General features: G+C 55.7%; 14 protein-coding genes and 3 pseudogenes. 2 read left to right on the forward strand and 15 right to left on the reverse strand.

What is annotated here, in order from left to right:
• Positions 1 to 545: 545 nt before the first annotated feature.
• The 5 genes from QEH53_RS08950 to QEH53_RS08970 all read right to left on the reverse strand — a co-directional run bounded on the left by QEH53_RS08950 (position 546) and on the right by QEH53_RS08970 (position 12,493).
• On the reverse strand, positions 546 to 2,198 hold the full coding sequence (locus QEH53_RS08950; RefSeq protein ID WP_309022831.1) for a hypothetical protein: 1,653 nt from the start codon (positions 2,196 to 2,198) through the stop codon (positions 546 to 548).
• Between the two features lie 590 nt (positions 2,199 to 2,788).
• On the reverse strand, positions 2,789 to 5,575 hold the full coding sequence (locus tag QEH53_RS08955) for a BTAD domain-containing putative transcriptional regulator (protein ID WP_309022832.1): 2,787 nt from the start codon (positions 5,573 to 5,575) through the stop codon (positions 2,789 to 2,791).
• Positions 5,576 to 6,035: 460 nt separating this feature from the next.
• A complete protein-coding gene (locus QEH53_RS08960; protein ID WP_309022833.1) occupies positions 6,036 to 6,584 on the reverse strand; it encodes a DUF3016 domain-containing protein in 549 nt (182 codons plus the stop codon).
• Between the two features lie 325 nt (positions 6,585 to 6,909).
• Complete coding sequence (locus QEH53_RS08965; protein ID WP_309022834.1) at positions 6,910 to 8,523, reverse strand: cation:proton antiporter; 1,614 nt, start codon at positions 8,521 to 8,523, stop codon at positions 6,910 to 6,912.
• Between the two features lie 439 nt (positions 8,524 to 8,962).
• A complete protein-coding gene (locus QEH53_RS08970; protein ID WP_309022835.1) occupies positions 8,963 to 12,493 on the reverse strand; it encodes a DNA methyltransferase in 3,531 nt (1,176 codons plus the stop codon).
• 154 nt (positions 12,494 to 12,647) lie between these two features.
• Between QEH53_RS08970 and QEH53_RS08975 the strand changes: the two genes are divergently transcribed.
• On the forward strand, positions 12,648 to 13,733 hold the full coding sequence (locus tag QEH53_RS08975; RefSeq protein ID WP_309022836.1) for a hypothetical protein: 1,086 nt from the start codon (positions 12,648 to 12,650) through the stop codon (positions 13,731 to 13,733).
• A gap of 52 nt (positions 13,734 to 13,785) precedes the next feature.
• Here the strand turns inward: QEH53_RS08975 and QEH53_RS08980 are convergent, their stop codons facing one another.
• The 10 genes and pseudogenes from QEH53_RS08980 to QEH53_RS09030 form a co-directional block, all read right to left on the reverse strand.
• Positions 13,786 to 13,974 carry a hypothetical protein gene (locus tag QEH53_RS08980; RefSeq protein WP_309022837.1) on the reverse strand — a complete coding sequence of 63 codons (189 nt, stop codon included), beginning with the start codon at positions 13,972 to 13,974 and terminating at the stop codon, positions 13,786 to 13,788.
• A gap of 343 nt (positions 13,975 to 14,317) precedes the next feature.
• Positions 14,318 to 16,702 carry an ABC transporter permease gene (locus QEH53_RS08985; RefSeq protein ID WP_309022838.1) on the reverse strand — a complete coding sequence of 795 codons (2,385 nt, stop codon included), beginning with the start codon at positions 16,700 to 16,702 and terminating at the stop codon, positions 14,318 to 14,320.
• Between the two features lie 291 nt (positions 16,703 to 16,993).
• A complete protein-coding gene (locus QEH53_RS08990) occupies positions 16,994 to 17,245 on the reverse strand; it encodes a hypothetical protein (RefSeq protein ID WP_309022839.1) in 252 nt (83 codons plus the stop codon).
• A 206-nt stretch (positions 17,246 to 17,451) separates the two neighbouring features.
• Positions 17,452 to 17,679, reverse strand: coding sequence for a hypothetical protein (locus tag QEH53_RS08995; protein WP_309022840.1), 228 nt, complete (start codon positions 17,677 to 17,679; stop codon positions 17,452 to 17,454).
• Positions 17,680 to 17,722: 43 nt separating this feature from the next.
• Entirely contained in the window at positions 17,723 to 18,523 is an 801-nt protein-coding gene (locus QEH53_RS09000) for a hypothetical protein (protein ID WP_309022841.1), read from the reverse strand.
• Positions 18,520 to 19,101 carry a hypothetical protein gene (locus QEH53_RS09005; RefSeq protein WP_309022842.1) on the reverse strand — a complete coding sequence of 194 codons (582 nt, stop codon included), beginning with the start codon at positions 19,099 to 19,101 and terminating at the stop codon, positions 18,520 to 18,522. Before QEH53_RS09005 ends, QEH53_RS09000 begins: the two co-directional genes overlap by 4 nt.
• Before the next feature lie 53 nt (positions 19,102 to 19,154).
• Positions 19,155 to 19,895 carry a hypothetical protein gene (locus QEH53_RS09010; protein ID WP_309022843.1) on the reverse strand — a complete coding sequence of 247 codons (741 nt, stop codon included), beginning with the start codon at positions 19,893 to 19,895 and terminating at the stop codon, positions 19,155 to 19,157.
• A gap of 905 nt (positions 19,896 to 20,800) precedes the next feature.
• Positions 20,801 to 21,587, reverse strand: a pseudogene (locus QEH53_RS09015) (IS5 family transposase).
• Positions 21,588 to 21,978: 391 nt separating this feature from the next.
• Positions 21,979 to 22,911, reverse strand: a pseudogene (locus QEH53_RS24160) (DMT family transporter).
• A gap of 31 nt (positions 22,912 to 22,942) precedes the next feature.
• Positions 22,943 to 23,554, reverse strand: a complete 612-nt coding sequence (locus QEH53_RS09030) for a LysE family translocator (RefSeq protein WP_309022846.1) — start codon at positions 23,552 to 23,554, stop codon at positions 22,943 to 22,945.
• A 436-nt stretch (positions 23,555 to 23,990) separates the two neighbouring features.
• On the opposite strand from QEH53_RS09030, the pseudogene QEH53_RS24425 reads away from it, so the two are divergent.
• Positions 23,991 to 24,188 (forward strand): annotated as a pseudogene (locus tag QEH53_RS24425) (transposase); the annotation flags it as partial.
• Positions 24,189 to 24,269: the final 81 nt, after the last annotated feature.

Consider the following 24,269-nt stretch of genomic DNA (forward strand, 5'->3'; position numbering starts at 1 on the left):
AAAACGAACTACTCCTAAAGAAGTAGTTCAGTTCGCTAAGCTGTTTCATGTAACCTCCAGGCCGTCACAGGTATCTAGAGGTGGCGACACTCTCCTTTCACGCCTTAGCCTCTTTCATACGAGATGAAGTATGCGATTCACAGCAGCGCTCAGTTCTCAGACAGGCCTCTTATAGCTTTCACTGTCGCAATGTTTCCTTTCATTACAATCGCAGCTCAAAGCGAATGAAGCGGATCCTAACCCCCCTGAACATTAAAAGTATCAAAATTTAGAATACGCGGTTACGGAAGACTACACCTTAGGCTGTCATGAACTGGCGTAAGACTGCCGCCCCTCTTCTTAGGATGAGGCTCAGAGGGAATCTTAGTAAAGAGAGGACTGATATGGACGGTGCTAGAGAGCGGGTAGTGTGGGAGCAACTTTGATATCGAGTGACGACGCCCTCCGTTTGCAAGCAAACACCGTCCCCCTCTCGAGAGTACGAGTCGGTCGGTCTGCGAGCCAACGGGATCATGCAGATCTGGCGACGACAGAGAGGTGACCTCCTAGTTGACAGGGGCGCAGTAGCAAGAGGAGCCGGGGAGGGTGTCTGCTTTTATCCAGGCTTCGGCGAGTTGGCCGGAGAGGTTAATGGCTTCGCCTGTATTCTTTTTCTGGGCACGGAGCGCGTTTTGCAGTCCGAGTAGGGCCCAGCCGTTGTCCCGGTTGCGAGCGAGGTCTTCGCGGTAGACGTCTTCGGCTTCGGCGTAGCGTTTCTGCTCCATTAGGAGGGCTCCGAGGGCGTGACGAACAGGGAGCATCCAGCCGGGAGGTTCGTCGTAGACGAGGGCGTCTTCGGCGGCGATGCCTTTACGAAGGATAGCGAAGGCTTCGTCGTGCTTGCCCTCTCGATACAGCAGCTCGCCTTCGATCATGGCTTTGGCGATGGGAAGGACGTTGGCGACGGGGTTGTTGAAGATATACCATTCTTCGGGGACGGCTGTCATGGCTTCGTCGAAGGCTGCCATTTCGGAACGTGCTTCTTGAGTGCGGCTAAGGGCGGAGTTGGCGATGGAACGGGCGTAGTGGCGGACGGCGTTGCTGACGAGCCGGTAGTCTGGATATGCAGGTTGCTCTAGGATTTCCTCCCATTTGCCGAAGCGGATCATGACGTGGAAAGTGGTGGGCATGATGCCTTCGATGAGAAACGCGAGTTCTTTGAGGGCGGGCTCGGGGACTTCGCGCTCGAGGTCGCGGGCGGCGGTCATGGCGTCTTGATAGCGTCCTGACATCATGGCGGAGTAAGCGAGGAAGTGGAGGTTGTGGGCGTAGTAGACAATATAGTTGGTGGGCTCGGGCGCTTGCTTGAAATAGGCGCGGTCTATTTCGACGGCTTGGGAGTTGGAATCGACGGCGTCGCTGTAGCGTCCGACGCGAACGTAGATATGGGACGGCATGTGGACGAGGTGTCCGGAACCAGGGACGAGGGTGCGGAGCAGGTCGGCGGATTTTTCGGCACGGTCGGGATCTTGGGAGGCCTCGGTGGCGTGGATGTAGAAGTGATTGGCCCCGGGGTGAACGGGCTCGAGTTCCATGGCGTGCTCGATGGCGCCGACGATTTCGAGGATGCGTTTGCGTGGATTTCCTTCGTTGTCCCAATAGTCCCAAGGTTGGAGATCCATGAGGGATTCGGCGAAGAGGGCGGCGACGTCGGGGTCGTTGGGATGTTTGGCGTAGGCTTTTTCCATAGCGTCGGCGTAAGCTTGGTCGAGAGACGAACGGTCTTCGGGCGCGGGGTATTCGTAGCGTGCGGATACGGCTTGGATGAGGGAGGCTTCGACGGGTGTTGTATTCTCGATGAGGGAGAGAGCTTTGTCGGCGGCTTCGCGGGCAGCTTTCGAGCGCTCGTCAGTCATCATGGGATCGTTGATGTTGATGCCGTTGGCGTAGGCGATGCCCCACCAGGGTAGGGCGGCAGCGGGATCGGCTTCGGCGGCGGCCTGAAAGGAGCGGATGGCTTCGTCGTGGTTGAAGCCGTAGAGCAGCTGCATGCCTTGGTTGAACCAGGTTTGGGCGTCGGCGGATGTAGTGGAGATGGGGCGTTCGTAGTTGCCGAAGCCTTCGTAGCGTTTGGCTTCGCTCGCTTGGGGGTGGGCGGTGGCGGCGGAGAGGAAGGTCGCGAGGAGCGCGGCGGTGGTTCGAAGAGTTATTAGTTTCATGAGCAAGCAGGCGTGGTGGTTGGATCTCAAGCGCTTTGGGTGGCTTGAGGATTTGCAGAGGCGTGGAGCGAATTCGGTGAGTCGAATTCCGTCCTCTGGGTGTGGGCCTATTTTAGGGGGCGTGCGTTTCGAGAGCGTTTCGCGGCGCGTTTCTGGGGGAGAAACGTCGCTTTTTTTTGGTTCCTCACCATTATGCGGGAAATATGCCTAGCTTGACTTCTCAACTGTAGGGCTGGTGCTTGCGCCAAGCCGCTATGCAGGAGCGATTGATGTGGGACTTGCGTCTCGTCGCAAGCGACGGCCCTACCAAATATAAGCTGGGAATCAATAAACAGCAACTTCGCCTGCATTTGGTGATGAACCTTTTTTTTGGTTCCTCATCAAAAGCGGTGGAAGATGCTGTACGGTCAAACTGGAGAATTCCTTCTTGCCTCGCGGCGTGGCGCGAGCTCCAGCCCTACGATTGAGTCTAGTCAGAGATGTTTCCCGCCTAATGGAGATGAACCTTTTGTTGGGGGGTGGCCTTGGTGGGAAGCTATTTTTCGTTGCTTTATTCGCGGCAAGAGGTCGCTTCCCCCAGGGTATTGCTCTTAAAATTTTTGGGTGGTGGGGAGCTTTGGCAGAGGGGCGAGTTCGCCGTTGGCTTCCATTTTTCGGAGGGTGGTTTTTTGGGCGGCGAGGCGGGCGTTCATGATGCCGATGAGGTGCTGGAACTCGGGTTCGTCGTGGATCTCGCCGGTGTAGGGATCGGTGGCGACGTGGGCGAGCGCGCCGCCGCCGTCGATGAATTCCTTGAGGGTGCCTATGGCTCCTGGGATGTCGCCAAGCGCGATGTAGAGGGGCACGTCGTAGGCATGGTAGCCGGTGGGGCCCCAGCGGTTCATCTGGGGAGCGATTTGCTTGAGGCGGTAGGCTAGGGCTTGGGCTCGCTCGGTTTGGCCAGCTGCGTGAAGGAGAAAGGCGAATTCGACGACGAGTATGAAGTTCTTCTTGTCTATCGGGCATTCTGGATCGGCGACCCAGGGATACGATTGAAGGTAGCGTTCGAGGGCGTGTTGGGGCTGGCCCTGCTGGATGGCTATGGCGCTTATTTTGTAGGCGGACCAGTCGAAGTAGTCGTCGCTCTTTTTGAGAGCGGAGTAGGTGGCGACGGCGAGTTCGGTTTCGCCATTAAATTCGTGGGCGAGACCGCGGAGGAAGGTGGAACGGTTGGAGCTCGGGGCGATGGCGAGGTATTGCTCGCTCCATTCGAGAAAGGAGGCGGTGTCGCCAAGGTTGAAGTAGGCGTATGCGATGTCGCTGCAGATGTTTGAGCTCGCTGGGTCGAGGGCGAAAGCTTCCCGGAAGTAGCGGATGGCGAGGTCGAAGCGGTAGAGGCCGTGGTGGTAGAGGCGGCCCAACGAGGAAAGGACTTTGATGTTTTGCGGGTCCTTTTCTAGCAGGGCGTCAAGGATGGACTTCGCTTCGTCGATTCGTCTGAGGGCGACGAGGATGTCCGGGACGAGGGTTGGGTCGGATAGGTTGTTTGGGTTAAGTTCGGCTGCTTTTTGGGCGAGTTGCAAGGCGCTTGCGGGATCGCCGAGATGGTACATGTGGGCGAGGGCGAGGTGCTGGTAGGCGAAGTCGGAGTTGGGGTTGAGCTCGGTGGCCCGCTCGAAAGCGGTGATGGCTGCTGTGGTATTGAATTGGGTGAACTCGAGGAAACCTCGGGCGACGTGCGCTTCGCTGAGGAGCGGATTCAATTGCATCGCGCGGTCGACATGCGGTTGGGCTTTGGCGACCTGTTCCTCGACGGGGAGACCTTGGTAGTGGATGCGACTGAGGTAGGCGATCGCGAGGGCGGCGTGGGCCTGGGCGAAATTGGGGTCGAGTTCGAGCGCACGACTGTAGTGGTCGATCGCTTGCTCGTGGCTCTCGTTGGTGTAAGCGCTGGCGGCGGATTTTCCGCGGAAGTAGGCTTCGAGGGCGGCTAGGTTTCGTGTGGGGATGGTTTCGCTCGGGTTGAGCGAGAGGGGGGAGAGTTGAGGGCTGAGTTCGCCGGCGATGGCTTCGGTGACTTCGGTTTGCAGCGCGAAGATGTTTTGGGCGGACATCTGTTTAGTGTAGTTCTTGGCCCAGATGTGGAATCCGGAAGCGGCGTCAATGAGCTGGATGTTGATGCGGATCTGGTCGCCGGAGCGTTGCACGCTGCCTTCGATGATGTTGGCGACGCCGAGTTCTTGGGCGATCGTCCGCAGGTCTTTTTGCGGGTCGCGGTAGCTCATGACGGAGGTGCGGGAGATGATTTTGACCTCGGGGATGTGGGAGACTCGGGTAATGAGGTCGTCGTGGAATCCGTCGGTGAAGTACCGATCGTCTTCTGTGTCGCTGCGGTTCTCGAAGGGGAGGATAGCGATGGACTTTTCGAGGATAAGGGCTGGTGACTTATCGTCTTTGGCGAAGTAGAGGATGGAAAGCAGGAGGGCGAGTAAGCCGCTCGACCAAACGACCCAGTGGGCGGCGGGTGTTTTGGTTTTTGGAAGGTGGGTTGGAGCTTTCGATATCGTATCGGGGGCGGGAGCGAGCGTGAATTCGTTGTTTGGATACGTGGGTTTGGGTTCGGCAATTTGGGTTGAGGGGCGGGCTTGGGAAATCTTTTGGTAGAGGGCTTGGATTTCTTCGCCCGGTTCTATATCCAACGCTGCATGTAGGTGTTTTGTGTAGGCTTGGTAGGCAAGTAGGGCGGCGGCTCGATCGCCGCTGAGGGCGAGGAGCTCCATCAGGGATTGGTGGCTTCGTTCGCTAAGGCTTTCGATTTGTATTCGGATTTTGGAGTAACGAATGGCCTCGGAAAAGTCGCCCTCCTTTCGCAGCAGCTCGATGAGTTGAGCGAGGGCCTCGTCGATCCTTAAGCGTAGTGAGTCGCGCTCGGTATGGATCCACTCGTCGTGGAAATTTGGTACGAGGTCTCCGCCGTAGAGCGTTGAGGCCTGTTCGAGGTGCACGCGCGCGTCGTCTTTGCGCCCGTCAATCGTGGCGCGTTTTGCTGAGAGCAATGTTTCTTGGAGCGAGGTTAAGTCTACGGAGCAGGCGGGGTCCTTGCGAAGGGTGATCGAGAGTTTGTCGACTTCGAGGAAAGGGTCGATCTCCGGAAGAGCTTGGCGTAGGCCATAGAGGAGGTTGCGCAGGTTGGTGAGGGCCTGTTTCTCCTCCGAGTCTGGCCAAAAGGTGAAGGCCAGGTGGGAGCGGGATTGCGGTTTTCCTTGATGGAAGGCGAGGTAGGCGAGCAGGGAGCGCTGACGCGGTTTTTCGAGGGATCGAGCCGGCTGGCTGTCGATGGTCACGGAGAAGCCGCCCAGTAACTGGATGCGAAGGCGTATCGGCAATTCAGGGTTCACGAAGAAGAGTTGGAAAGGTACGAGAGATTAGGATTGCTCGTAAGAGTATCTAGTTTCTCGGGATTTCCAATCTTTGAATTGGCGATGAGGGCTGTAATAGAGAGGGGGAGCTCGACGATCAACGCGTAGCTCTGGGGAGGTCTCGGCAGCGACTGCGAAGGGCAGCATTTGATACGGATCAATCGGGAATCGCGTATTTGCTTTTCTTGGACAAGCAAAGCAGCGAACGCTTAAATTCTGACTGTAAATGACAGGTCTTAGGTGTTCATTTGATTTCCGAAGTTTTAACCCTCTTAGGGCAAGCTCTTCCGGAGATCGACCTTTCCTTGCGGCTTTCGCGGGTTTTATTAAGCATTAATTGATCTCTTCAGAGTGATCGTTCAGGCCGAGAGTTTCCCGGACAGCAAAAAAAGCGGTCTCTTGCGAGACCGCTTTTTCGACTTGGCAAGCGAATGCGTAGTTATGAAGTTGATACGCCAGATTTGTTTTCTATCAGGTCGTCCAACTTTCCATTTACCCAATTTTCCACAAGCTCTTGCTCGTGATAGAAGGATTCGCTGTGCGATTCCGGACTGTGCAGGTTCCAAAGGAAGGAGTTGTCCGTTAGCTGAGCCAATCCTTCGGTCATGATAGTGCCGTCCGGCGCTACAACCTTGTAATGGAACTTCAAGCGGGGCGGATAAACGTCCCGTACGATGCGCACGTCGTAGGCTTGTGGCCGCCATGGTTCGTATTCGCCTGCCATGTCGATATCCTGGAAGGTAATCTGAAGGTGTGCCCCATCGGGTAGGGTCCTGTTCAAGTCCGAAGCGACCTCTGTTTGCAATTCCTCCCGGAATTCATCCGGAAGCTTGTCCGTGTAGAGACCACTTTGCTCGAAGTCACTGAATCGTTCCGGCTCGTCGAATTTGATCTCTAGCGATGCAGCGGAGAGCGACGTCGCCGCACTGATGGTCAAAAGGCTGCCAATCAATTTTCTGTTAAGACTATCAATCTTTAATTTTTTCATGCTTCTACGTGGTTGGTGCTTTCGTTTCCATTCGAATTTTCGCATCCGAATCATTACGTGTCCACATCCGCAGTAACCATACCAAGCAGATATAGTCGCTGCAATTGAAGGAGAGGATGCAGGTAGCAACCCCGTATCCTGCAATTCGCAAAGGAATCTCAGCGCTTCGGGACGGAATCACTCCTGCGGTCCCTCGAAGGGATCGTAGCATTTCTGCTTACCATCAGCGCTGCTCGGGTTTCCTAAACCCAACCCCACGTTGATCGCCTTGCCTCTCGGGCAATTCGATAATTGGGTTCTCGAGAGATAGCTCTCCTCGGGTGACTCACTCATCGCGGCCCCGCCAGCGATTGGCGAGGTCGGGTCGTTGTTGAGTGAATACTTGAAAGACGTGATCGGCGAAGCCTGCTCCGGCTTCGCTGTACAGGTTGAACGCTGTATCCAGGCCAACGATACGGAGCTCTTTCACCTCGTCGTCGAACTTTCCGGTGGCCGCGACCACTCCCTCGAACTCGTGTCGCTTGAGGGTCTGAGAGGCATGCACATTGGCGCTGTGTTTCGGCATCGCCAGCACGACGAGATCGAGGGTGTCCTTCACCCGGGCCCGTTCCCAAAAGTCCGAGTCGGTCGCATCCGCTAGCACCACGTTGCGTCCTTCCGCTTGATGTCGCTCGACGGATGCCTGGTCGCGGTCAAAACCGATGATCTGGCCGGGGAAACGGCTGTGCAAGCTTCGGTAGACAGCGACTCCGACCCGGCCCATTCCGAAGATCCCGATGCGCTCGCCGTTGTTCTGGATAGGCAGGTCGTCCGGATGCTGCCCCTTTGTCTCAAACCGTTTTAGAAATTCGCTTATCGGGTCATAGAACTCTTCCGCCTTCCGCGACAGCGGCGCCATGATCAGGATGCTCAGCGAGAGCGATAGCGCCATGGCGATGAGCCATTCACTGCCGAGCCAGCCTTTGCTTACGGCCAGCGCGAGTACGATCAGGCCGAACTCGCTGTAGGTTGAGAGGTTGAGTCCGGCCATCCATGCGGTACGGGCTCGCAGGTGAAAGCGGGTGAGGATGAAAAAGAAGGCGAGGCTCTTCAAAGGTAACATCGCGATCAGGAGCAATGCCCAAAGCGTCGCCTCGAGCGACAAGGACCCCTGCAAGCCGATTTGCAGGAAGAAGCCAACCAGCAGCAAATCGGTGACCCCCAGCAAAGACTTGCTGAGCTCCTTCGCCTTGGGGTGGGAACCGACCAGGACTCCGATAAACAAAGCTCCTAAGTCCGCTTTCATGCCCACGACTTCGAAGCTCTCGGCGCCGACCACCAGCGCCAGAAACAACCCGCAAAGGGCGATCATCTCTCCGTGTCCTGACCAGCCTATAAGGGCTCTGATTAACTTTCGGCCGAATAGCAACGCGATCAAGAGGGGGATTGCCCACAAGGTTGGGATCTTCCCCGTGGAGAAGGTTAAAAACAAGACTGCGAGAATATCTTGCATGATCAGCATGCCGATCGCGATGCGTCCGTGCATAGCGCCCATATCGCCGCTTTCCTCAAGGGCTTTCACCGCGAAGACGGTGCTTGAGAAGCTAAGGGCGAAGGCCAGCAGCAGGGCGGTCTGCCAGTCCAGCCCGGTGGCTCCGCTAAACAAGGCCGCCACGCCGATGACGACAGGTGTGAAAATGAGAAGCACCGAGCCCGTATGGAGGGTGGTGCCTGCCCAGATTTCCGGCCGGGCCAAGGTACGCAGGCGAAGTTTCACTCCGATGCTGAAGAGCATCAAGGTCACGCCCAAATTCGCGATATCGTCCAGCATGGGACCTCCCGTCTTGCCCAGCGCTTGCAGGACGAATCCGGAGACCAAGAACCCAACCAGGGGCGGCAATCGAAACCGTTGGGCTATCAGTCCGAAGCAAAAGGCAATGGCGAGAAGTAGGGCATCCATATAGGTCGTGAGCTAGATCTATGCCTGCTGCGTGTCGAGAGCCGGAGCTCTCCTAGGGCCGGTTTTCTGAAAGTCGATTCTCAACAAGGGCAGAGCCCCCCATGTCATCTCGTGATGTATTAACTCGACTCCTTGAAAATCCTATTCGCACGCTTGGTACTAGGCTCCTCTTTGCGATCGATTGACGGGTCGTGAGGTCTTGTGGAAGGTCCGGCGCTCGCCCCCGTGACGTATCAGGTCATCCGCCCGACTCGCTGGCCCTACCTTGTACGCGTCGATGGTTTGGCAGCCCACTGGCGATCTGCCGGCGATGAAGTCTACGGCAATCTTGGCCCGCGGGGAGCATAGGGATTGTTCAGGATATTCTGACGGTCGATCTTCGAGGTGGTAAGGTCTTTTGCTATCTTAGAGGGGAAGTTCGGATTGAGTCGTAAAATGCCTAGAGTTGGCCGAGGTCGGAGAGGATTTTTAGGAGGTGCTGGATTTCGGCTTCGCGTTTGGCTGACTTGCGTCCGAATTGGGCGCTGAGGCAGGTGGTGTTGGGGCCGATGGTGGGGAGGAGTTGCTTGAGTAGGGCGCCTTGCTCGCGGACTTGCTTGGGCCACTTGAGCTTCGTTTTGGCGGCAGGCTGGGCAGTTTGGGCTTCGATGGCGAGGTCGTCTTGCTCGGTGTGCTCGGCTTGGTAGTTGGGATTCTGATACTCGGGGCGAAGGTAGCGGATGAGACCGCGTTTTTCTTCGGCGGCCCGCTCGTGGTTGAGGGCGACGAGGCGGGTGAGAATTTGCTGTTCGAGCTCTTCGTCGCCGCGGGCGAGTCGGTCGGCGATGGGAGTTGAGGTGGCGAGGTCCTGCCAACCGTAGGCTTGGAGAACGGCGTCGTCGATGTTGTCGTGGTATTGCTTGAGGAGGGTGACGAGGCCGTCGTTGTGGATCTTCTTGTCCTTTTCGGTGAACGGCTCCTCCTTGCGGAGCTTTTCGAGCACGTTGTACATGCCGGTCATCGTGAGGTCGGCATGTTCGGCTTGGCGGGCTTTGCGATGGGCGTCGAGTTGCTCGCCAAGTTCGCGTATCCGGTTTTTCAATTCACCTTCTTCAAGTGAGGGGAAGGGGAAGGTTTCGAAGCAACGAGTTTTATTGTAGCGGGGTCGATCTTCGAGGGTGCCGCCGGAAGCGAGGGCCCATTTAACGTGTATGCTCGAGGAGAGTGCCCCGAGAAACAGAGCGTCGTCAGTCGCGATGTTGACGAGCATGTTATCCGGAAGGATCGATTGGTCGAGGAAAGTGAAGAAGCGGTGCTTGCTGGTTTCGACAGTGGCGATGTAGCGGGGGATATTTGAAATTGCACTACGAAGCTCTTGTCGTGGTTTCCCGGGGAGCCACCAAAGCTTAGCGTATGCGGCTCCATCCTTGGTATGGGCTTTTGCATCTCGATCAGGCTTAACTCGATTGAGGAGCCATTGGTAAAGACTGGGAACCTTATCCTTGGCTTGGTTTTCATCTAATCCGAATAGATCTATCAGCTTTACTCCTCTTGAGATGCTAGTGAGGTCCTTTCCGTTTCTATATTCTTTGATCCTGTTGTTAACCTCCTTCGATGTAGAAGATCCCAGCTTTATTGCATCTTCTGCTGTAACGATGAAGCCTGAACCATGCAGTTTTACTCCAGGGCAACTAATTTTAGTGTTTGCCAGAAGTGATGATGAACTGGATACGTTTGCCCCAATCTTGAGATTGGGAACGACCAGTCCGGATTTTGATGACAAAGTCACTCCATGCTCACCATCCGGAAGCTCGTGCTCAGCAATGACGGCTTCGAGTTGGCCTTCGCCTTGGCCGGTGGTGGCGACGGTCATGGCGATGCGGACGGCAGCGCCGTCCGCTGAGTCGACCCAGGGGTGGTCGGGGATGGCGTAGGCGAGGTGGAGGGGCTTTTTCTCGTTGGCGAGGTGGGGTTCGAGGACGCGGCGGTTGAAGGTTTGGTGTATCGAGTTTGTGGTGATAAAGCCGAAGCGTTTGGCTTTTCCGTCGCGGACGAGCTCGGCGGCTTTTTGCCACCAGAACATGACGAAGTCGGCAGACTCGGGCACGTCGCCTTTCCACACTTTTCGCAGGGCTTCGGTGTATCCATCTCCCAGTAGGTCGCGCATGCGGGAGGTGCCGATGAAAGGCGGGTTGCCCACGATGTAGTCGGCATCGGGCCAAGTGGCGCGGCGGGGATTTAGGTAATCGTAAACGGGCTTGGTGGCGGTTTCGTTGGGGACTTCCTTGCCAGTGACGGGGTGGGGTTTGGTGGTGCGGCCATCCCAGATGCAGACGAAGTTTCCGTGGGCATCTTTGCTAGGCTGGCAGTCGTCGTAGGCGAGCACGGCGTCTTGCTGGACGATGGTGCGGGCTTTGGGGATGAGGGGGCGGTCGTTGGTGTCGGCGGAGCCGGTGGCCCGCTTGTGCCACTGAAAGTAGCCGATCCAGAGGACGAGCTGGGCGATGGCGACGGCGCGTTCGTTGATCTCGAGGCCAAGGAATTGCTGGGGACGTACCTTGAATTCCTCCATTTCGAAGGTGAGTTCGGAGTCGCCGAGTTGTTGGAGCAGCTCGATGACTTCGCCTTCGAGGCGTTTCATGTGCTCGAGGGTGACGTAGAGGAAATTGCCGGAGCCGCAGGCGGGATCCAAAATACGGATACGGCAGAGCTCGTGATGGAACTCGTGCACGGCGGCGATGGCTTTGTCGGTTTTGCCTTCTTCCTGGAATTTGGCGGCTTCCAGCATGATGTCGTCCCACTGCTTGCGGAGCGGGTCGATGATGGTGGGCTTGACGAGTCGCTCGACGTAGGAGCGCGGGGTGTAGTGGGCGCCGAGCTTGTGTCGCTCGTTGGGGGAGAGGGCACGTTCGAGCAGGGTGCCGAAGATGGCGGGCTCGACGTTTGACCAGTCGGTCTTGGCGGCGGCGATGAGGAGCTCGATCTGCGGTTTTGTGATATCGTCGACGTGGACGTCTTCGAAGAGGCCGCCGTTGAAGTAGGCGATTTCTTGGAAGAGGAGAAGGGAGGTGGGGGTGCCAGTGGCCATTTCCTTCCAGAGGGTGGTGAGGAATTGCGGGGCGGCGGCGGGGTTGTCCTTTAGTTTTAGGAGGAGGTCGAGGAAGCCGTTGGCGGGGAGCAGGCCGACGTCTTCGGCGAACATGGTGAAGAGGCAGCGCTGGAGGAAGAGGGCGGTGGACTGGGAGCTATGGCCGTCGGCCTCCATGCTTTGGGCGAGGGTGGCGAGGTAGTCGGAGATCTCGCGGGTGACGGCGGCGGCGCGTTTGGAGGGGTCGAGGGAGAGGGGATCGGTCCAGAGGGTGCGAAGCAGGTCGAGCTTGGCGGGGTCGGCGAGGTCTTCGAGGTAGATGCGGTGCGACTTGGGATCGGGGAAGCGGACGTAGCGGCCGCCGGTGAGGGAGAACTCGGCGTAGAGTTCGAACATGTAGCCGACGTCGCAGACGACGATGAAAGGCGGTCGGCCTTCGGAGGCGGGGAGGTCGCGCACGTAGCCTTCGGCCTGGCCTTTGGCTTTTTGCATTTCCTTGTCCCAACCGCGGGTGCCGCGGATGCCGTGACCGCGGGGCTTGGTGGTTTTGGCTTGGCGTTGGTCGAGGCGGTCTTTGACGCGCTTGAGTTCTTCGGGCGTTTCGTCGGGGTTGATACCTTGCTTGGTTTCGAGGACGAAGTGGCCGCGTTTGTAGCAGTCGATGCGAACAGTGGTTTCCTTGCCGGTGAGTGTATCGACGCGGGGGATACCGCGTTCGAAGCAGTACTCGCGGGCTTCGATTTCGGGCGGGGCGGGGCGGGGTGTTTCAACTTCGAGCAGTTGGCAGAGCTCGAGGATGAATTGTTGGGCGGTGCCGCGCTCGTGGCCGCCGGACTCGTGCCAGCGGTCGATGAATGCTTGGATTTGCGCGGGGTCGGGTGAGGAGTCGGAGGGAGTTGGCATCTTATCGGGAAAACTACGGAGTGTGGGGATGGCGTAGGGGATGTCACGGCGTTTTTGGCATGACTCGGAGAGTGCGGGACGATCTAAGTGCCGTGCCCGAAAAGACGTTGAAAATGGGTTTGCCAACTGGGTGGCGACTAGGTTGGGCTGGCGCATGGCTGCCCCAAAGAAACGAGTTCCAGCTAAGGATCATCCCGTCGAAGCCTCAGATTTGAAGCGTTTGTTCGCCTCGGCGGACTTCATAATTCGCTTGTCGCCTTGGGAGTTTCTGTTCGAAGAGCAAGTGTTCGGACTCCGGGCAAAGGGTGGTAAGGGAGAGGTGTACTGGGTCAACGTGATTGGCGGAGCTGGCGAGGTGTTCGCAGTCAATGTGTATCGTGGCGCGAAGGGGATGGCGGGCTTGTCTGTGTTGATGGGAGCTTTGATCGCGGCGGAAGAGGATGGGGATGACTACGACCCGATCGGAGTGGGCTTGGAGCAGTGCATGTTCCAATTGGAGTTTGTTTCGAAAAGGGAGCTGGATAGCTGGGATAGGAAGGCGCTTAAGAAGGTAGGCCGATCCTTGCCGACGAAACGAAACGCGATGGTTCCGCGTTTCTTGTCATTGCAACCTGGATACTTGCCTTGGCGGCTCGAGGCCGAGGAAGGTCGGGAGTTTGCTGAGGTGTTGAAGTGGGTAGCCAGTGGGCTGAGCTTCCTGGAAGAGGATCCGGCGTTTTGCCCTGATTTTCCCTCGCGGGAGATTCCGGTGCTCGAGTTCGGGGCAGAGGCGGACTGCGATATCATTTGGGAAGCGCTCAAACCTCTTATCTCGGGTCGTGGCGAGCAGTCCGAGCCCTTGCTGGAGCTCGACGAATTTTCGCGTGAGAAGTATAGGGCACTGCCTCAAAACGAGCAGGTTCATTGGGAATTGGCGAGTTCGCTGTCTCCGGCGCCGATCAAAGAGAAGGATAAGCGCCCTTACGTTCCCTATGTGGTTATGGTTTGCGAGAGGGAGTACGGGGCGGTTTTGGCTACGGAGATTTGTCGGAGGGAGGACCGAACCAAAGCGATCCTAGTGACATTGCTGGAATCGATGGACCGTGCCGGATGTCGTCCGGGCAGGGTCTTTGTGGATGAACGTGGTATGCGGGAACTCGCGAAGGCCTGGTTTGCGGAGATCGAGGTGGAGGTGGAGTACGGGCCGTGCGATGCATGTGACGACGCGTTTGATGGGTTGTTTGAGGCTTTGGGCGACTGATCGCGTGCATCCTAGGGAAGGGAGAAGTTCTAATGGGTCGGACCGTAACGTTTTAACTGATCAGTTTCAGCTCGGAACGGTAGCAGATGACTCCTGCGGTAGCTCCCATGTTTAGGCGCCTGGACAGCCGTGGATTCTTGCAGAGGTGCTTGGTTTGAAGCCGCGTCTCAACTACGATCTTCCAGTCGGATGCCTTCGGTTCTTGGGCTGCGTTCTGTTCCGATTTCCCCCACGCTTCCATGCGACGCGAGACCTCTGCCTCCTAGGTTTCCTCTCTTATTTTAGCGAAATTTCTGTCGCCTGTTTCAATTGCGGCCAGCCGATTTTTCTCGTCTACAATCACCGCTTGCTTGAAGTCCTTGGTGGCGATAGCCCAGCCCTTGTTTATCTTTTTGAACAGCCGCGTCCTTTGGGAGCTTGGTCGTTCCCGCTGAGCCAATCGAGGTACTGTGTGTATTTCCTCCTTCCGGCTGGTGTGTCCGTGATGCCGACCACTCCGTCCAGGTAGGCCTCGCAGCTCATGAAACTCTCTCACCGGCCTTGAAAAAAAGGCCCTGCACCTTCCATTGAGAGCGGATTCGGATCTACCGACGCCCGCCTAAACACGCCACCGGCGACGAGTACGCTGTCCGAATGGCTGGTCCGAGCAGAGAAGCGAGGGCCACCGCCAGAAGGGTCCCGAGCACCCACAATAGCAAGCGTGGCTCCAAGCGATTCACCTCGAATAGTAATCCTGAAGCGTAAGGGAAAATTAAATACACGAGCGCCGTCCCCGCCAAACAACCAAAAACCACCGGTACCCCGCATTCCCTCAAAATCCATTTAAGAATGTTAGAAGGCTCCGCCCCTAACGCCATGCGGATGCCGATCTCCGTCTGCGAACTTTCAATAAAATGCCGCACTAGGGCAAACAAGCCCGACGCAGCAATCATTACCGATAGTCCCGCGATGACAGCTGCCGTGTAAAACGATAAGTGCATTGCGGAAAAGGTTTCCCGGTAACTCCCCTGCAAAGAGGTCGTTTCGAGGACCGGCACAAACGGATCTTTCTCTTGCAGCAGCCTTCGAAACGTCGGCAGAAACGATTCTGTCGGAATGCTGGTCTTCAAATGAAACACCATGGATGTTTGAGCGAATCCGACCAGAATCTGTGGCTTTACTTCCTCGCCCAACTCTTGGGAAAAGTTCGCGCAGACCCCGGTGACAGTGACCTCGGGCCCACCCTGCCACGGGCGGAATGCGCGGCCCAGTACGGCTTGCCCTGGCCAGTAGCGGTCCACAAACGCCTCATTCACGACGACCTTCGTCATGGGATAGTTCATTTCCTCAAAACGAGGCTCCCTTCCTTCCAAGAGTTCGACACCCATCGTTTTGAAGTATCCAGGGCCTACATACACAAGCCGCACTATGCATTCATCCGGCTCGAGGCGACGATCAAAGCCGTCCACATCGACCTTGCAAATACCGACGTGCCTCAGGGGGAGATGGGTGCCCAAGCCTACGGTCTCAACGTTGGGAACCGTTTCCATCCACTCCTTCAGCTTCCGATACTCCGTAATCGCATTGCCCGCATAGCTAAACTTGGGTCCCCTCAGTTTAAGGTTGGTAGAAACCAAAACCAGGCGCTCACTCTCAAAACCAAAATCATGCCTCTCCACATTTTTGAGCGACTCGACAAACCAAGAACAAGCCGATACCACGACGATCGCCAGAGCGACTTGTACAAAAATAAGCAACTTCCGTCCTCCATAGGAGCGCGAAGCCTTGCCGCCTGACCTCAACTCAACAGCAGGCTTCAAACGATAAATCGTCCCAAGACCACCCACACTCAGCACCACGCCATAGGCAATCGGCATCAGTATAAGGAAGATTAGAAGATCCGTTCTAAACAGGTCGCCGAAATTCAAAACCAAAACACCGTCCAATAACTCTGCCACAAAATATGCCTGAGCGGCCCAAGCGAGGACGAAACCAATACCAAACCCCAAGAGACAGAGGACAAAATTCTCAAGCAGATAGGCCTTCACGATTTGTCCCCTCCGAGCGCCGACCGCCAATTGAGTCGCGTATTCAACTTTCCGTGACTCCGTCCTTGTGGCGACGAGAGCCATCAGGTTGCTCAAAGCAATCACCAGCAGAGCCAATACCAAACCGAAGATGAGCAGGATCGTATTAATAGTCCTTGCTCCCCCGCCGCTGCGAACCCACTCGTCCTGCGAAAGTAAAGTGACAATCCAATTCGGGCCGTCGTTTGGAAACTCCCTCCGAATCGCTTCGCCGATCTGGTTCAGCTCTTGCTGAGCCGCATCACGGCTGTAGCCATCCGTCAAGCGGCCCAAGGAGTGAAACAACGGATAGCTACGGTTGGTGAGTTGCCACTTATCAATGATGTGCTCACTGGGAATCCAAAAATCTTCCCGCGACAAAGGATCCAGTCCATTAAAGCCCTCCGGAGCAACCCCGACCAATGTAAACGGCGCTCCGTCCATTTGAATCGTTTGCCCCATCAAGTCCTTATCCCCAGCCAACTCTCTTATCCAGAACGAGTGACCGATCACAATCACAGGGCTCGAACCCTCGCCGCCGTCTGCCTCCTGCAGCAGTCGCCCCGCCGTAGGGACTAAACCTAGCGACTCGAAATAAGTCCCCGAAACGGAAGCTCCATCCAGTATAATATCATTCCCATCTACACCTATGCCAAACTGGTTGAGCGCCATATAGTGAAAGAGCTCGTCGAACGAATCTGCACTTCTCTGCAGCTCCTTGAAAACCGGATTGCTGATACCACCCGTCGGCGAAGGAATTTTTATGCGTACCAAGGCATCCGGATCGTCGACATCGAGTTTCTTCAGCAGAACCGTATCGACCATCAGCAGCCCGATCAAAACCGCGGCCGTCGCACACGACAAAATAACAACCACGGACCCGCTCACCAAACGCGAGTTAAGAATTTTCCGTATTATATACACAATAAAAGAGTTGGGGACCCGGTGACCAAACCTCGCCTCGCGGAAACAGTCCAATCCAATCTTGCAAAAAGCGCTCTTCCGCTAGGAGGTCTCGAATTTTAGGCGCGGACTAAGGCTGGGGCGCTCATGCATCTTCAAGTCTCAGGACATCTAACATTGGCGACCGAAAGGTATCAGCAAAACCAACTTCGACTTATTTGGGCAACAGCCCGTTGACCTCTGACCCTCTCTGGCTAATCCTTGTTATAACATTCCGACCCGTTTTACGGCTTCCGGTTTGATCCGCGCCTGTTATTGGTTTGGCTCGGCGAGCGAATGTCCTTCAGAATTGAATACGGAGGAATCGACGGTCTTTTTGACGCTGATAAGGCGAAGGGCGATGTCAGCCTTGCCTTGCTCGCTTTTGAGGAAGAGCTCCAAAGGCAGGTCATCGACGGCGAACTCATCGAATAGGGCGGCTTCCTCATTTGCTTCACCTTTGCCAACGCTTTGATAGCTTAGCACCCGCTTCATGCTTAGCGGGATGTCGGTGGCGATGCACATGCGAGCGCTATAGGCGTCGTTCTCGGCGACGAGTTCCCGACAAGCGAATCCTTCGATCTCCTTCTGTTCACCGATTTAATTGAGGTCGTCGCTCGGGTTGCTGAAGACTTTTTACAGTGCCTGGGACATGCCCGGCCACTGCTGCTCGTTCATGGGGAGAATGTAACCGCTCTTTTTGCCTCGCATCTCGAAGGGACCGGTTATGGTCATTTCGTCCGGATCGAATACCAGGCGGAATTCGGGATCGCTGCCCGGCTTGGAATAATTATTGCGGTCTTGTCCGTTCCGAAGTGGTAGGAGGTGGTGTCGCTGCGTTCGCTACCGGATGGATATTTTTGCGAAGCGACAAGGTCGAAGCTTCCGGTGAACTCCTCGGCGGAATAGAGGGTGACCAAGGGAAGTAGCATCAGCGGAAGAACGGTCAGGAGTCTCATGGGTTAGTAGGGCTGGGTGGATTATTGATAGAGCGGAGTGACGTTAGTCGAAACGCGAGTAGACGAGAGCGTTGGCTTCGACGTCTATAACGAGTTCGATGCGGATGTCCTGGCCGAGGACGCCGCGTACGTGCAGTAGCTTTTCGTTGATCCACTCGGGCGATTGCGGAAGGATTATGCTGTGGAGTTCGAGTATCCCGATTTCGCTCGCTTCGCTATCGATGAGCACTCGGGTGATGCGGGGCGGTCGGCTGATCTTGGGTTGGGCCAGGACGGCGGCGCGGTAGGCTTTGTTGGGAGCGATGAGTTCGGTGCTTTGCAGGGCGTTGGCCTGGCGTTGGTCGAGGCGGTCGCGGTTGATTTTAAGCAGACGGATTTTTTGGAGTATTTCCGAGTGGACCTCATTTTCGGGCACGGGCGATAGGCTGCGGAGGGATTCAGCGACGCGCTCGGGAGCGAGGTCGAGAAACCCATCCCGGGCGCTGCGAGTGCCGCTGCAGGTGTCAATCCAAAGCTCGCGGGAACCGGGATCGGTGGGAGAAGCGAAGATCCAGAGCCGGTCACCCGGACCCGCAGTTACGCCGCAGGCAGCGGTTGAAGTTGCGCTATAGAGGCGATCGACCTGGAAACCTTTGTACAAGGTGTCGATCCGGATTTCGAATGCATTTCGCTCGCCGCGCATTTCGTCCGGAATCGTTTGCGCGCCTTGGATTTCTGCGAGGGCGACAAGCGTGGCGGATTCGAAATAGGCTTCGAGCGGGCGCTGTTCGCATCGGCAGGCTTCCAACGAGAGGTGGAGGGGCACTGCGAGGATGATTGCGAGGCGAATAAAGGCGTTGTTCATGGACGGTCGCTTTGTTCAGGCGTGTCGTTGGTCGGTGGATACGGGGGCTCGTCGAGGTGATTGAAGGTCTTGGCGAAGTCAGGGTGGGCGAGAGCTTCTTGGTATTGCTCGAAGGCGATTTGGCCGTCGAGCAGCAGTTCGTGGAAGACCAGCTCGCCGTGGCGGGTTTCGATCAGCAGGTCGCTGAAGGCAACGCGCCCCAAAGGGACGCGGACGAAGACCAGCGAGTCGCTGACGTTGCGGGGTGAAACCGGGCCAGCAACGTTTTCTAGATGGAGTTCCAATGCGCGGTCATTCTCCAGAAGTATGGAGACGGTTGCGTTCCAAGGTCCCTCGACCGAAGTGTCGGGATTTCGTGGGGTGAACGTAGCGCTGCCTGCGGCCTCGGCGCGCTCGTGGATCTGCAAGCGGACACGGTTTGCGATATCAGCCGGCGGAGGTCCGATATGGAACAGCCGGGATCCGGACCAGCGAGCGGGCGAGGTATGCGGTTCGCCCGCGTGCAACGCACCGACGAGTGCTAACGCGACCGGTAGCGTGAAAAGAGGGAATAGGCGTTTTACGTGCAGTCGGGGCATCTTACTCCTAGCTTACGGGGGTAGCTAATCAGGATCTTGTTCTCGAGGCGTTTTCACGACTTTTCTGCGGCTTTCCAGAGGCGGGCTGCCTCCTTGGCGAGCTGCTGAAGCTCTGAATTTTCGTTTAGGCAGGTTTCGGTTATCTTCAGTTGCCCGGAGGTGTTGGGGGGCATGCCTTCGTAGATGGTGAGGCGGAGTTCGCCGATTTGCGGGCCGGTTTGTTGACAGCTCGGGGGGGTGCGGAGAACGCCGGATAGATCGAATTGGCGCAGGATACCGAGCAGCGTAGAGCGAGTTTCGAGCGGGAGCGTGCCTGTGCGGGTTTCGCGGTCACGACCCACTACGGTCATTGTATTCGTATTCGAACGGTAGACGAGACGGTCGAAGGGGCGGTCGTCGTGGTCGACGGACCAGTTCAGGTCGAACTCGAAGCGCAGCAGGTTCTCGAGCGACTCCTTCCGGGCGATTTGCTGCTCCTTGGCGCTCTTGGAGACGGCGACGCCGATGAAGGTGAGGGCCGCCAGGCCGCCGATCCCGCAGGCGATGGCACTGCGGGGTAGCCAAGGGCGCGGCAGCCAGCGAGCCAACGCGGCCCCGGCGAGGGTTCCAACTAAGGAGCCGAGAATGGCATACCAGAGTACCATGGCGCCGCCCGCTAAGCCTGCGTTGTCCGGTACGAAAAAACGGGCGCCGAGGAATGCGCCTGCGATGATTCCCATTAGTCCGACGGAGATGACCAGCAGAGAGCCCCAGGCCAATCGGTTGGGACGCGGGGTGGTGGATTGCTTTTCCATTGGGGTGGGGGGTGGATATCGTGTTCCGAGGTAATCTGTGGAGCGGGAGAGCTGCGGTACTAGCGTGGCTTCTTACTGAAGCCGACATTTGAGGTCTGGGAAGGTTCTTTTTCCGACCCCGCCGCAATCGACACGCGTCGGGGGAAGGGCTGTATACCATCTCTTCGAGGGTGACGACGTTCCTGAACATTTCGAGGCAATCGCTTTGGTTCAAATAGTAAAAGACGGCGGCGGGCCCAGGTTGTTCTAATTCTGTAAGATCGTTGGAATTGTATTCATATTCTAGGCGTCAATTCTTGGATAGTATATCAGGCAAAGCGTTGGGCAAGCGACCATGGGATCGGAGAGCCGATAGGAAATGAAAGTATCGCTTCGTACAGCACAATGATTCCGATTTGATCCGGAGGCGAGGCTAAGGGGTTAGTTTAATTGGCCATATTCACTCCGTTACGTCGCATTCTCTAGTTAGAAACTCCGTGGAGTGGTGAGGACCACAGGACTTTATTGGCATCATTGGGGGGAGTTCGATGGATGGCAGTCCTTGGGTTTCACCTACTGCTGCTAAGATTCGCCGATGGATAGGGTTAATAGCTCGTTTGATTTCAGGCATTCGCAGATTGAAAATCGATTCTTTCGAGACGCTGGATTGCTGGCCTGATTTCTGATGAAACGGGAACAGTCTATAGCTATAAGTAGTAGACGTTGATATCGATGATTGTCATCTTTGGAACTGCCTTAAGGTTGGAGAGTGGACTGTGTTTCACCTTTGTTATGGATACAATTCGGTTCTGGCGTCTCTCCGCATCGATATTTTGGTTCTGTGAATCAATCACTCCAGTTCAAAGAACTCTGGCGAATCCAACGCTCTAAGAGACTGCCCAATAAGTCCTACTGTCCAATAAGTCCTAATTTGCGAGTCTCCTCACCATGAGCCTTATCATTGCCAAGTGTATCATCGCTTCGAAGAGCAGGTTTTGGTCTCCCGATCCACGACTAGCCTTCCCTGCTGCGAGAGCCAAGCGAAGGTCCGCTCGACTACCCAGCGACGCGGCAGCAGCTCAAAGCCTACGGCCTTGTCGCTCCTGCGAATGATCTCACCTCGCCCTTGCGGTGTCTTGGAATCTCGGATACCCACTGGACCAGCTTTCCGGAGTACCCGCCGTCGGCCCAAACCTTGCGTATCCACCCGAAGGCCGTCTCCAGTTTCGCTAGGACCAGTCGAGCCCCGTCCCAGTCCTGACTGACGCCGAGTGGACCACGCAGAAAAGCACGAGTCCAAGCGTGTCCACGAGTAGATGTCGTTTGATTCACTTAACCTTCTTTCCTGCATCATATCCGCGAAGGCCGGGGTGGCCAGCAGCTCGCACGCTTTGCGCGTCGATGATCGCGGCCGTGGGAGCTTTTTTTTACCGCTGCGGTAGCGAAGGAACCCGCGAAGCTCCTCGTGGACCTTCAACCAGATCCCTTCGTCCTTCCATTTCGAGAAGTAATGGTAGCAAATCCGCCAAGGCGGCAGGTCCTTGGGCATCATCCGCCACGCGATACCGCTTCGAGCCACGTAGAAGATCCCGTCGAGCACGCGCCTCTTGTGGTAACGTGGCGGACGGCCGAGTTTCGAAGGCCCGGTATCAGGGGTTCAATTACGTTCCATTCGGTATCGGAGAGGTCGCTTGGATATGAATCTTTTTCCATCGACTCCCTATAGTAGGAAGGATTTTAGAAAAAGCGCTAACAAAGTGAATGGAAATCAAAAAAATGTCGGACTCACGACTTATTGGACAGTCTCTTAATTTGACCAGCCCTTGGTGCTCTGTGGGTTTGGCTACGATGCAGCCGTTGAGATGATGATCGCTAAAGCAGCCGAAATGTAGCTGGTCTTCTTCGCTCACTGTGTCCGATGCTGATAACTCCTTGCCCAAAGGGACTCTAAGGACATCGGATCTTAGGATCAGTGATTCTTTGTATTCTTTGGAAGCGTCGTTAATTTCTCTGGTAATCATTGGGAAAATCGGGGTGCAATCTGATTGCCTGAAGGTGTTGCTCTCGATGTGGATTCCAGCATTTTGATATGTACGGAAGAGGGCTAAATATCTCTGGTTTCTGCAGTTCTGTATACCTCTTTTACATCGATTTTGAGCGAGGTTGACGCAAAGCGCTTGGCTCCTGTGACGCAAAAAATGATGACGATCGTAGAAGCGAACATTGTCCACTCGACAGCTTCACGCAGTAATAGTGACGCAAGCAGTAATCCGAAAAAAGGTTGGAGAAGTTGCAATTGGCTAACTCCGGTAATTCCTCCTAAAGCAAGGCCTCGATACCAAAATATAAACCCCACAAGCATGCTAAATATCGACACGTAGGCTAGGCCTGCCCAAGCGGGGATCCCAATCTCACTCAATTTATCGGGAAAGGTGATGATGGAAATCAAAACCATCACAGGCGCAGAGAGCAGTAGAGCCCACGATATCACCTGCCAGCCTCCGATCTGGCGAGACATTGTTGCTCCTTCCGCGTACCCGAATCCGCAGAGTAGAATAGCAGCGACCATAAAAGTATCGCCTGCTAGGGAGCCTCCACCTCCGTTGAGAATTTAGAAGCCTGCTACTGTCGCTGCTCCGCAAATTGAGAATACCCAAAAAGCGGGATTGGGTCGTTCTCCTCCTCTCAACACTCCGAAAATCGCTGTTGAGAGCGGGAGTAAACCAATGAACACTATTGAATGGGCTGCTGTTATATATTGTAATGCAAGAGCGGTCAGTAGTGGGAATCCAACCACCACCCCGAGCGACACGATAGCCAGCGACGGAACACTTTTTTGTGCTGGGCGTGGTTGTCGAAGTACAATCAAAAGAGTTAGCCCGATTATTGCAGCAATGACAGCTCGAGCAGAGGTCAGAAATATTGGCGAAAAGTCTGCAACAGCAACTCGAGTTGCCGGTAGCGATCCACTGAATATGATAACGCCGATGAGGCCGCTTCCCCAGCCGGAGGTCTTGTGATTCGAGTTTTTATTCATCGAATTTGCGTTCGTTTGATCGTCGCAAGTTTTACTTGCTGGATACAGCCAATCCAATTCCAAAACTGAAGAAGACAGTCCCGCTAAGCTTGCTAAGCAGTGTCTTTCTCTTCTGGGAAGAGAGCTTGTCTTTCACTAAAGATGCAGAGAGAGCATAAGTAGTGTGAATCAAGATTACCAGAACGCTGAAGCTGACGGCTAACAATGTGAATTGAGGCAAGTATGCTTCCGACAGATTTATGAACTGCGGGAAGATTGACATAAAAAACACAACAGCCTTGGGGTTAGATAGGGAAATGAAAAACCCTTCGAGGAAGCACCTTGTTGGTGTTTTGTTATTAGCATCGGTAGAATTCGAATTTTTCGCATTCGCTCGCCACATCTTAACGCCAAGATAAGTTAGGTAGAGAGCACCAGCTGTTTTCACTACTGCGAATGCCTTTGTCGAAGTTGCCAGAATGACGCCTAGGCTAGTCGCGGATATCACCGCTACGAGTAGAATTGCTGATGCAATCCCTAGGACTCCAGCGAGTGATTTACCAAGTCCTCGTTGTATCGAATTGTTTATTGTGAGCATCACTGCAGGTCCAGGTATTAAGACTGTTGCAGCGGCGATACTTAGATAAAGTAGATAGTTTTCCATGCGTTCGTCGAACTTCGAGTTCTCATGATGATCACTGGTACTTCGAGACGCGGGCAACCTTGCACTGGTTGCCAAGGTGAGCAAGTTAATCTTCATTCGAAATCGGTGCGGAAAGGAGAGGCGGGGATGCCAGCTTTGTTAAAGAGATTCCCCGCGGCTACGTTTTCCCAGCCATACCTAAGCTCTACTTTGTTAGATTAGGTCTTGAGTTTTTTCATCCTTACAGTATCTATTTTTCAACTACATAAGAGCTAATCTGTATTTCCTCCACGCAGAGGAACAAAAAAATGACGCCATCTTGCTTCGCGGTTCGGCGGGCCGCTTCGTCGATCTTTGCGGAGACTTCTCCGATTGCTTCGTCTCCAGGGGGATGAACGGGTCGGGCCATGCGGCCAGCTATCTGAGCGGATTGCTCTCCACGGCCCGGAAAAAGAACATGGAAGCCTTCAGCCAATCCCTTCTCGACTGCGACTACCAAGGCATGGAGCAGTTCGTCGGGGCCTCCCCGTGGAGCCTCCATGCGGTGACGGCCAAGGTCGCCGCCCGGCTCGACGAGCTGATCGGCGGCGACGCCGACAGCGCCCTTTACATCGACGAGACCTCCTTCCGCAAGAAGGGCGACTCGTCGGTAGGCGTAGGCCGGCAGTACTGCGGCGCCACCGGCAAGATCGACAACTGCCAGATGGGCGTCTTCGCCGCCTTGGGCAAGGGCAGG

This window comes from Pelagicoccus sp. SDUM812002 (assembly GCF_031127835.1).
GTDB lineage: Bacteria > Verrucomicrobiota > Verrucomicrobiia > Opitutales > Opitutaceae > Pelagicoccus.

Excerpts from the sequence above, each read along its gene's own strand:
- QEH53_RS08980 (WP_309022837.1), bottom strand. The coding sequence starts at position 13,974 with ATGGAAGCGTGGGGGAAATCGGAACAGAACGCAGCCCAAGAACCGAAG.
- QEH53_RS08970 (WP_309022835.1), bottom strand. The coding sequence starts at position 12,493 with ATGCCAACTCCCTCCGACTCCTCACCCGACCCCGCGCAAATCCAAGCA.
- QEH53_RS08990 (WP_309022839.1), bottom strand. The coding sequence starts at position 17,245 with ATGTGCATCGCCACCGACATCCCGCTAAGCATGAAGCGGGTGCTAAGC.
- QEH53_RS09030 (WP_309022846.1), bottom strand. The coding sequence starts at position 23,554 with ATGGAAAACTATCTACTTTATCTAAGTATCGCCGCTGCAACAGTCTTA.
- QEH53_RS08965 (WP_309022834.1), bottom strand. The coding sequence starts at position 8,523 with ATGGATGCCCTACTTCTCGCCATTGCCTTTTGCTTCGGACTGATAGCC.
- QEH53_RS08950 (WP_309022831.1), bottom strand. The coding sequence starts at position 2,198 with ATGAAACTAATAACTCTTCGAACCACCGCCGCGCTCCTCGCGACCTTC.
- QEH53_RS08960 (WP_309022833.1), bottom strand. The coding sequence starts at position 6,584 with ATGAAAAAATTAAAGATTGATAGTCTTAACAGAAAATTGATTGGCAGC.
- QEH53_RS09000 (WP_309022841.1), bottom strand. The coding sequence starts at position 18,523 with ATGAACAACGCCTTTATTCGCCTCGCAATCATCCTCGCAGTGCCCCTC.
- QEH53_RS09005 (WP_309022842.1), bottom strand. The coding sequence starts at position 19,101 with ATGCCCCGACTGCACGTAAAACGCCTATTCCCTCTTTTCACGCTACCG.
- QEH53_RS09010 (WP_309022843.1), bottom strand. The coding sequence starts at position 19,895 with ATGGAAAAGCAATCCACCACCCCGCGTCCCAACCGATTGGCCTGGGGC.
- QEH53_RS08995 (WP_309022840.1), bottom strand. The coding sequence starts at position 17,679 with ATGAGACTCCTGACCGTTCTTCCGCTGATGCTACTTCCCTTGGTCACC.
- QEH53_RS08975 (WP_309022836.1), top strand. The coding sequence starts at position 12,648 with ATGGCTGCCCCAAAGAAACGAGTTCCAGCTAAGGATCATCCCGTCGAA.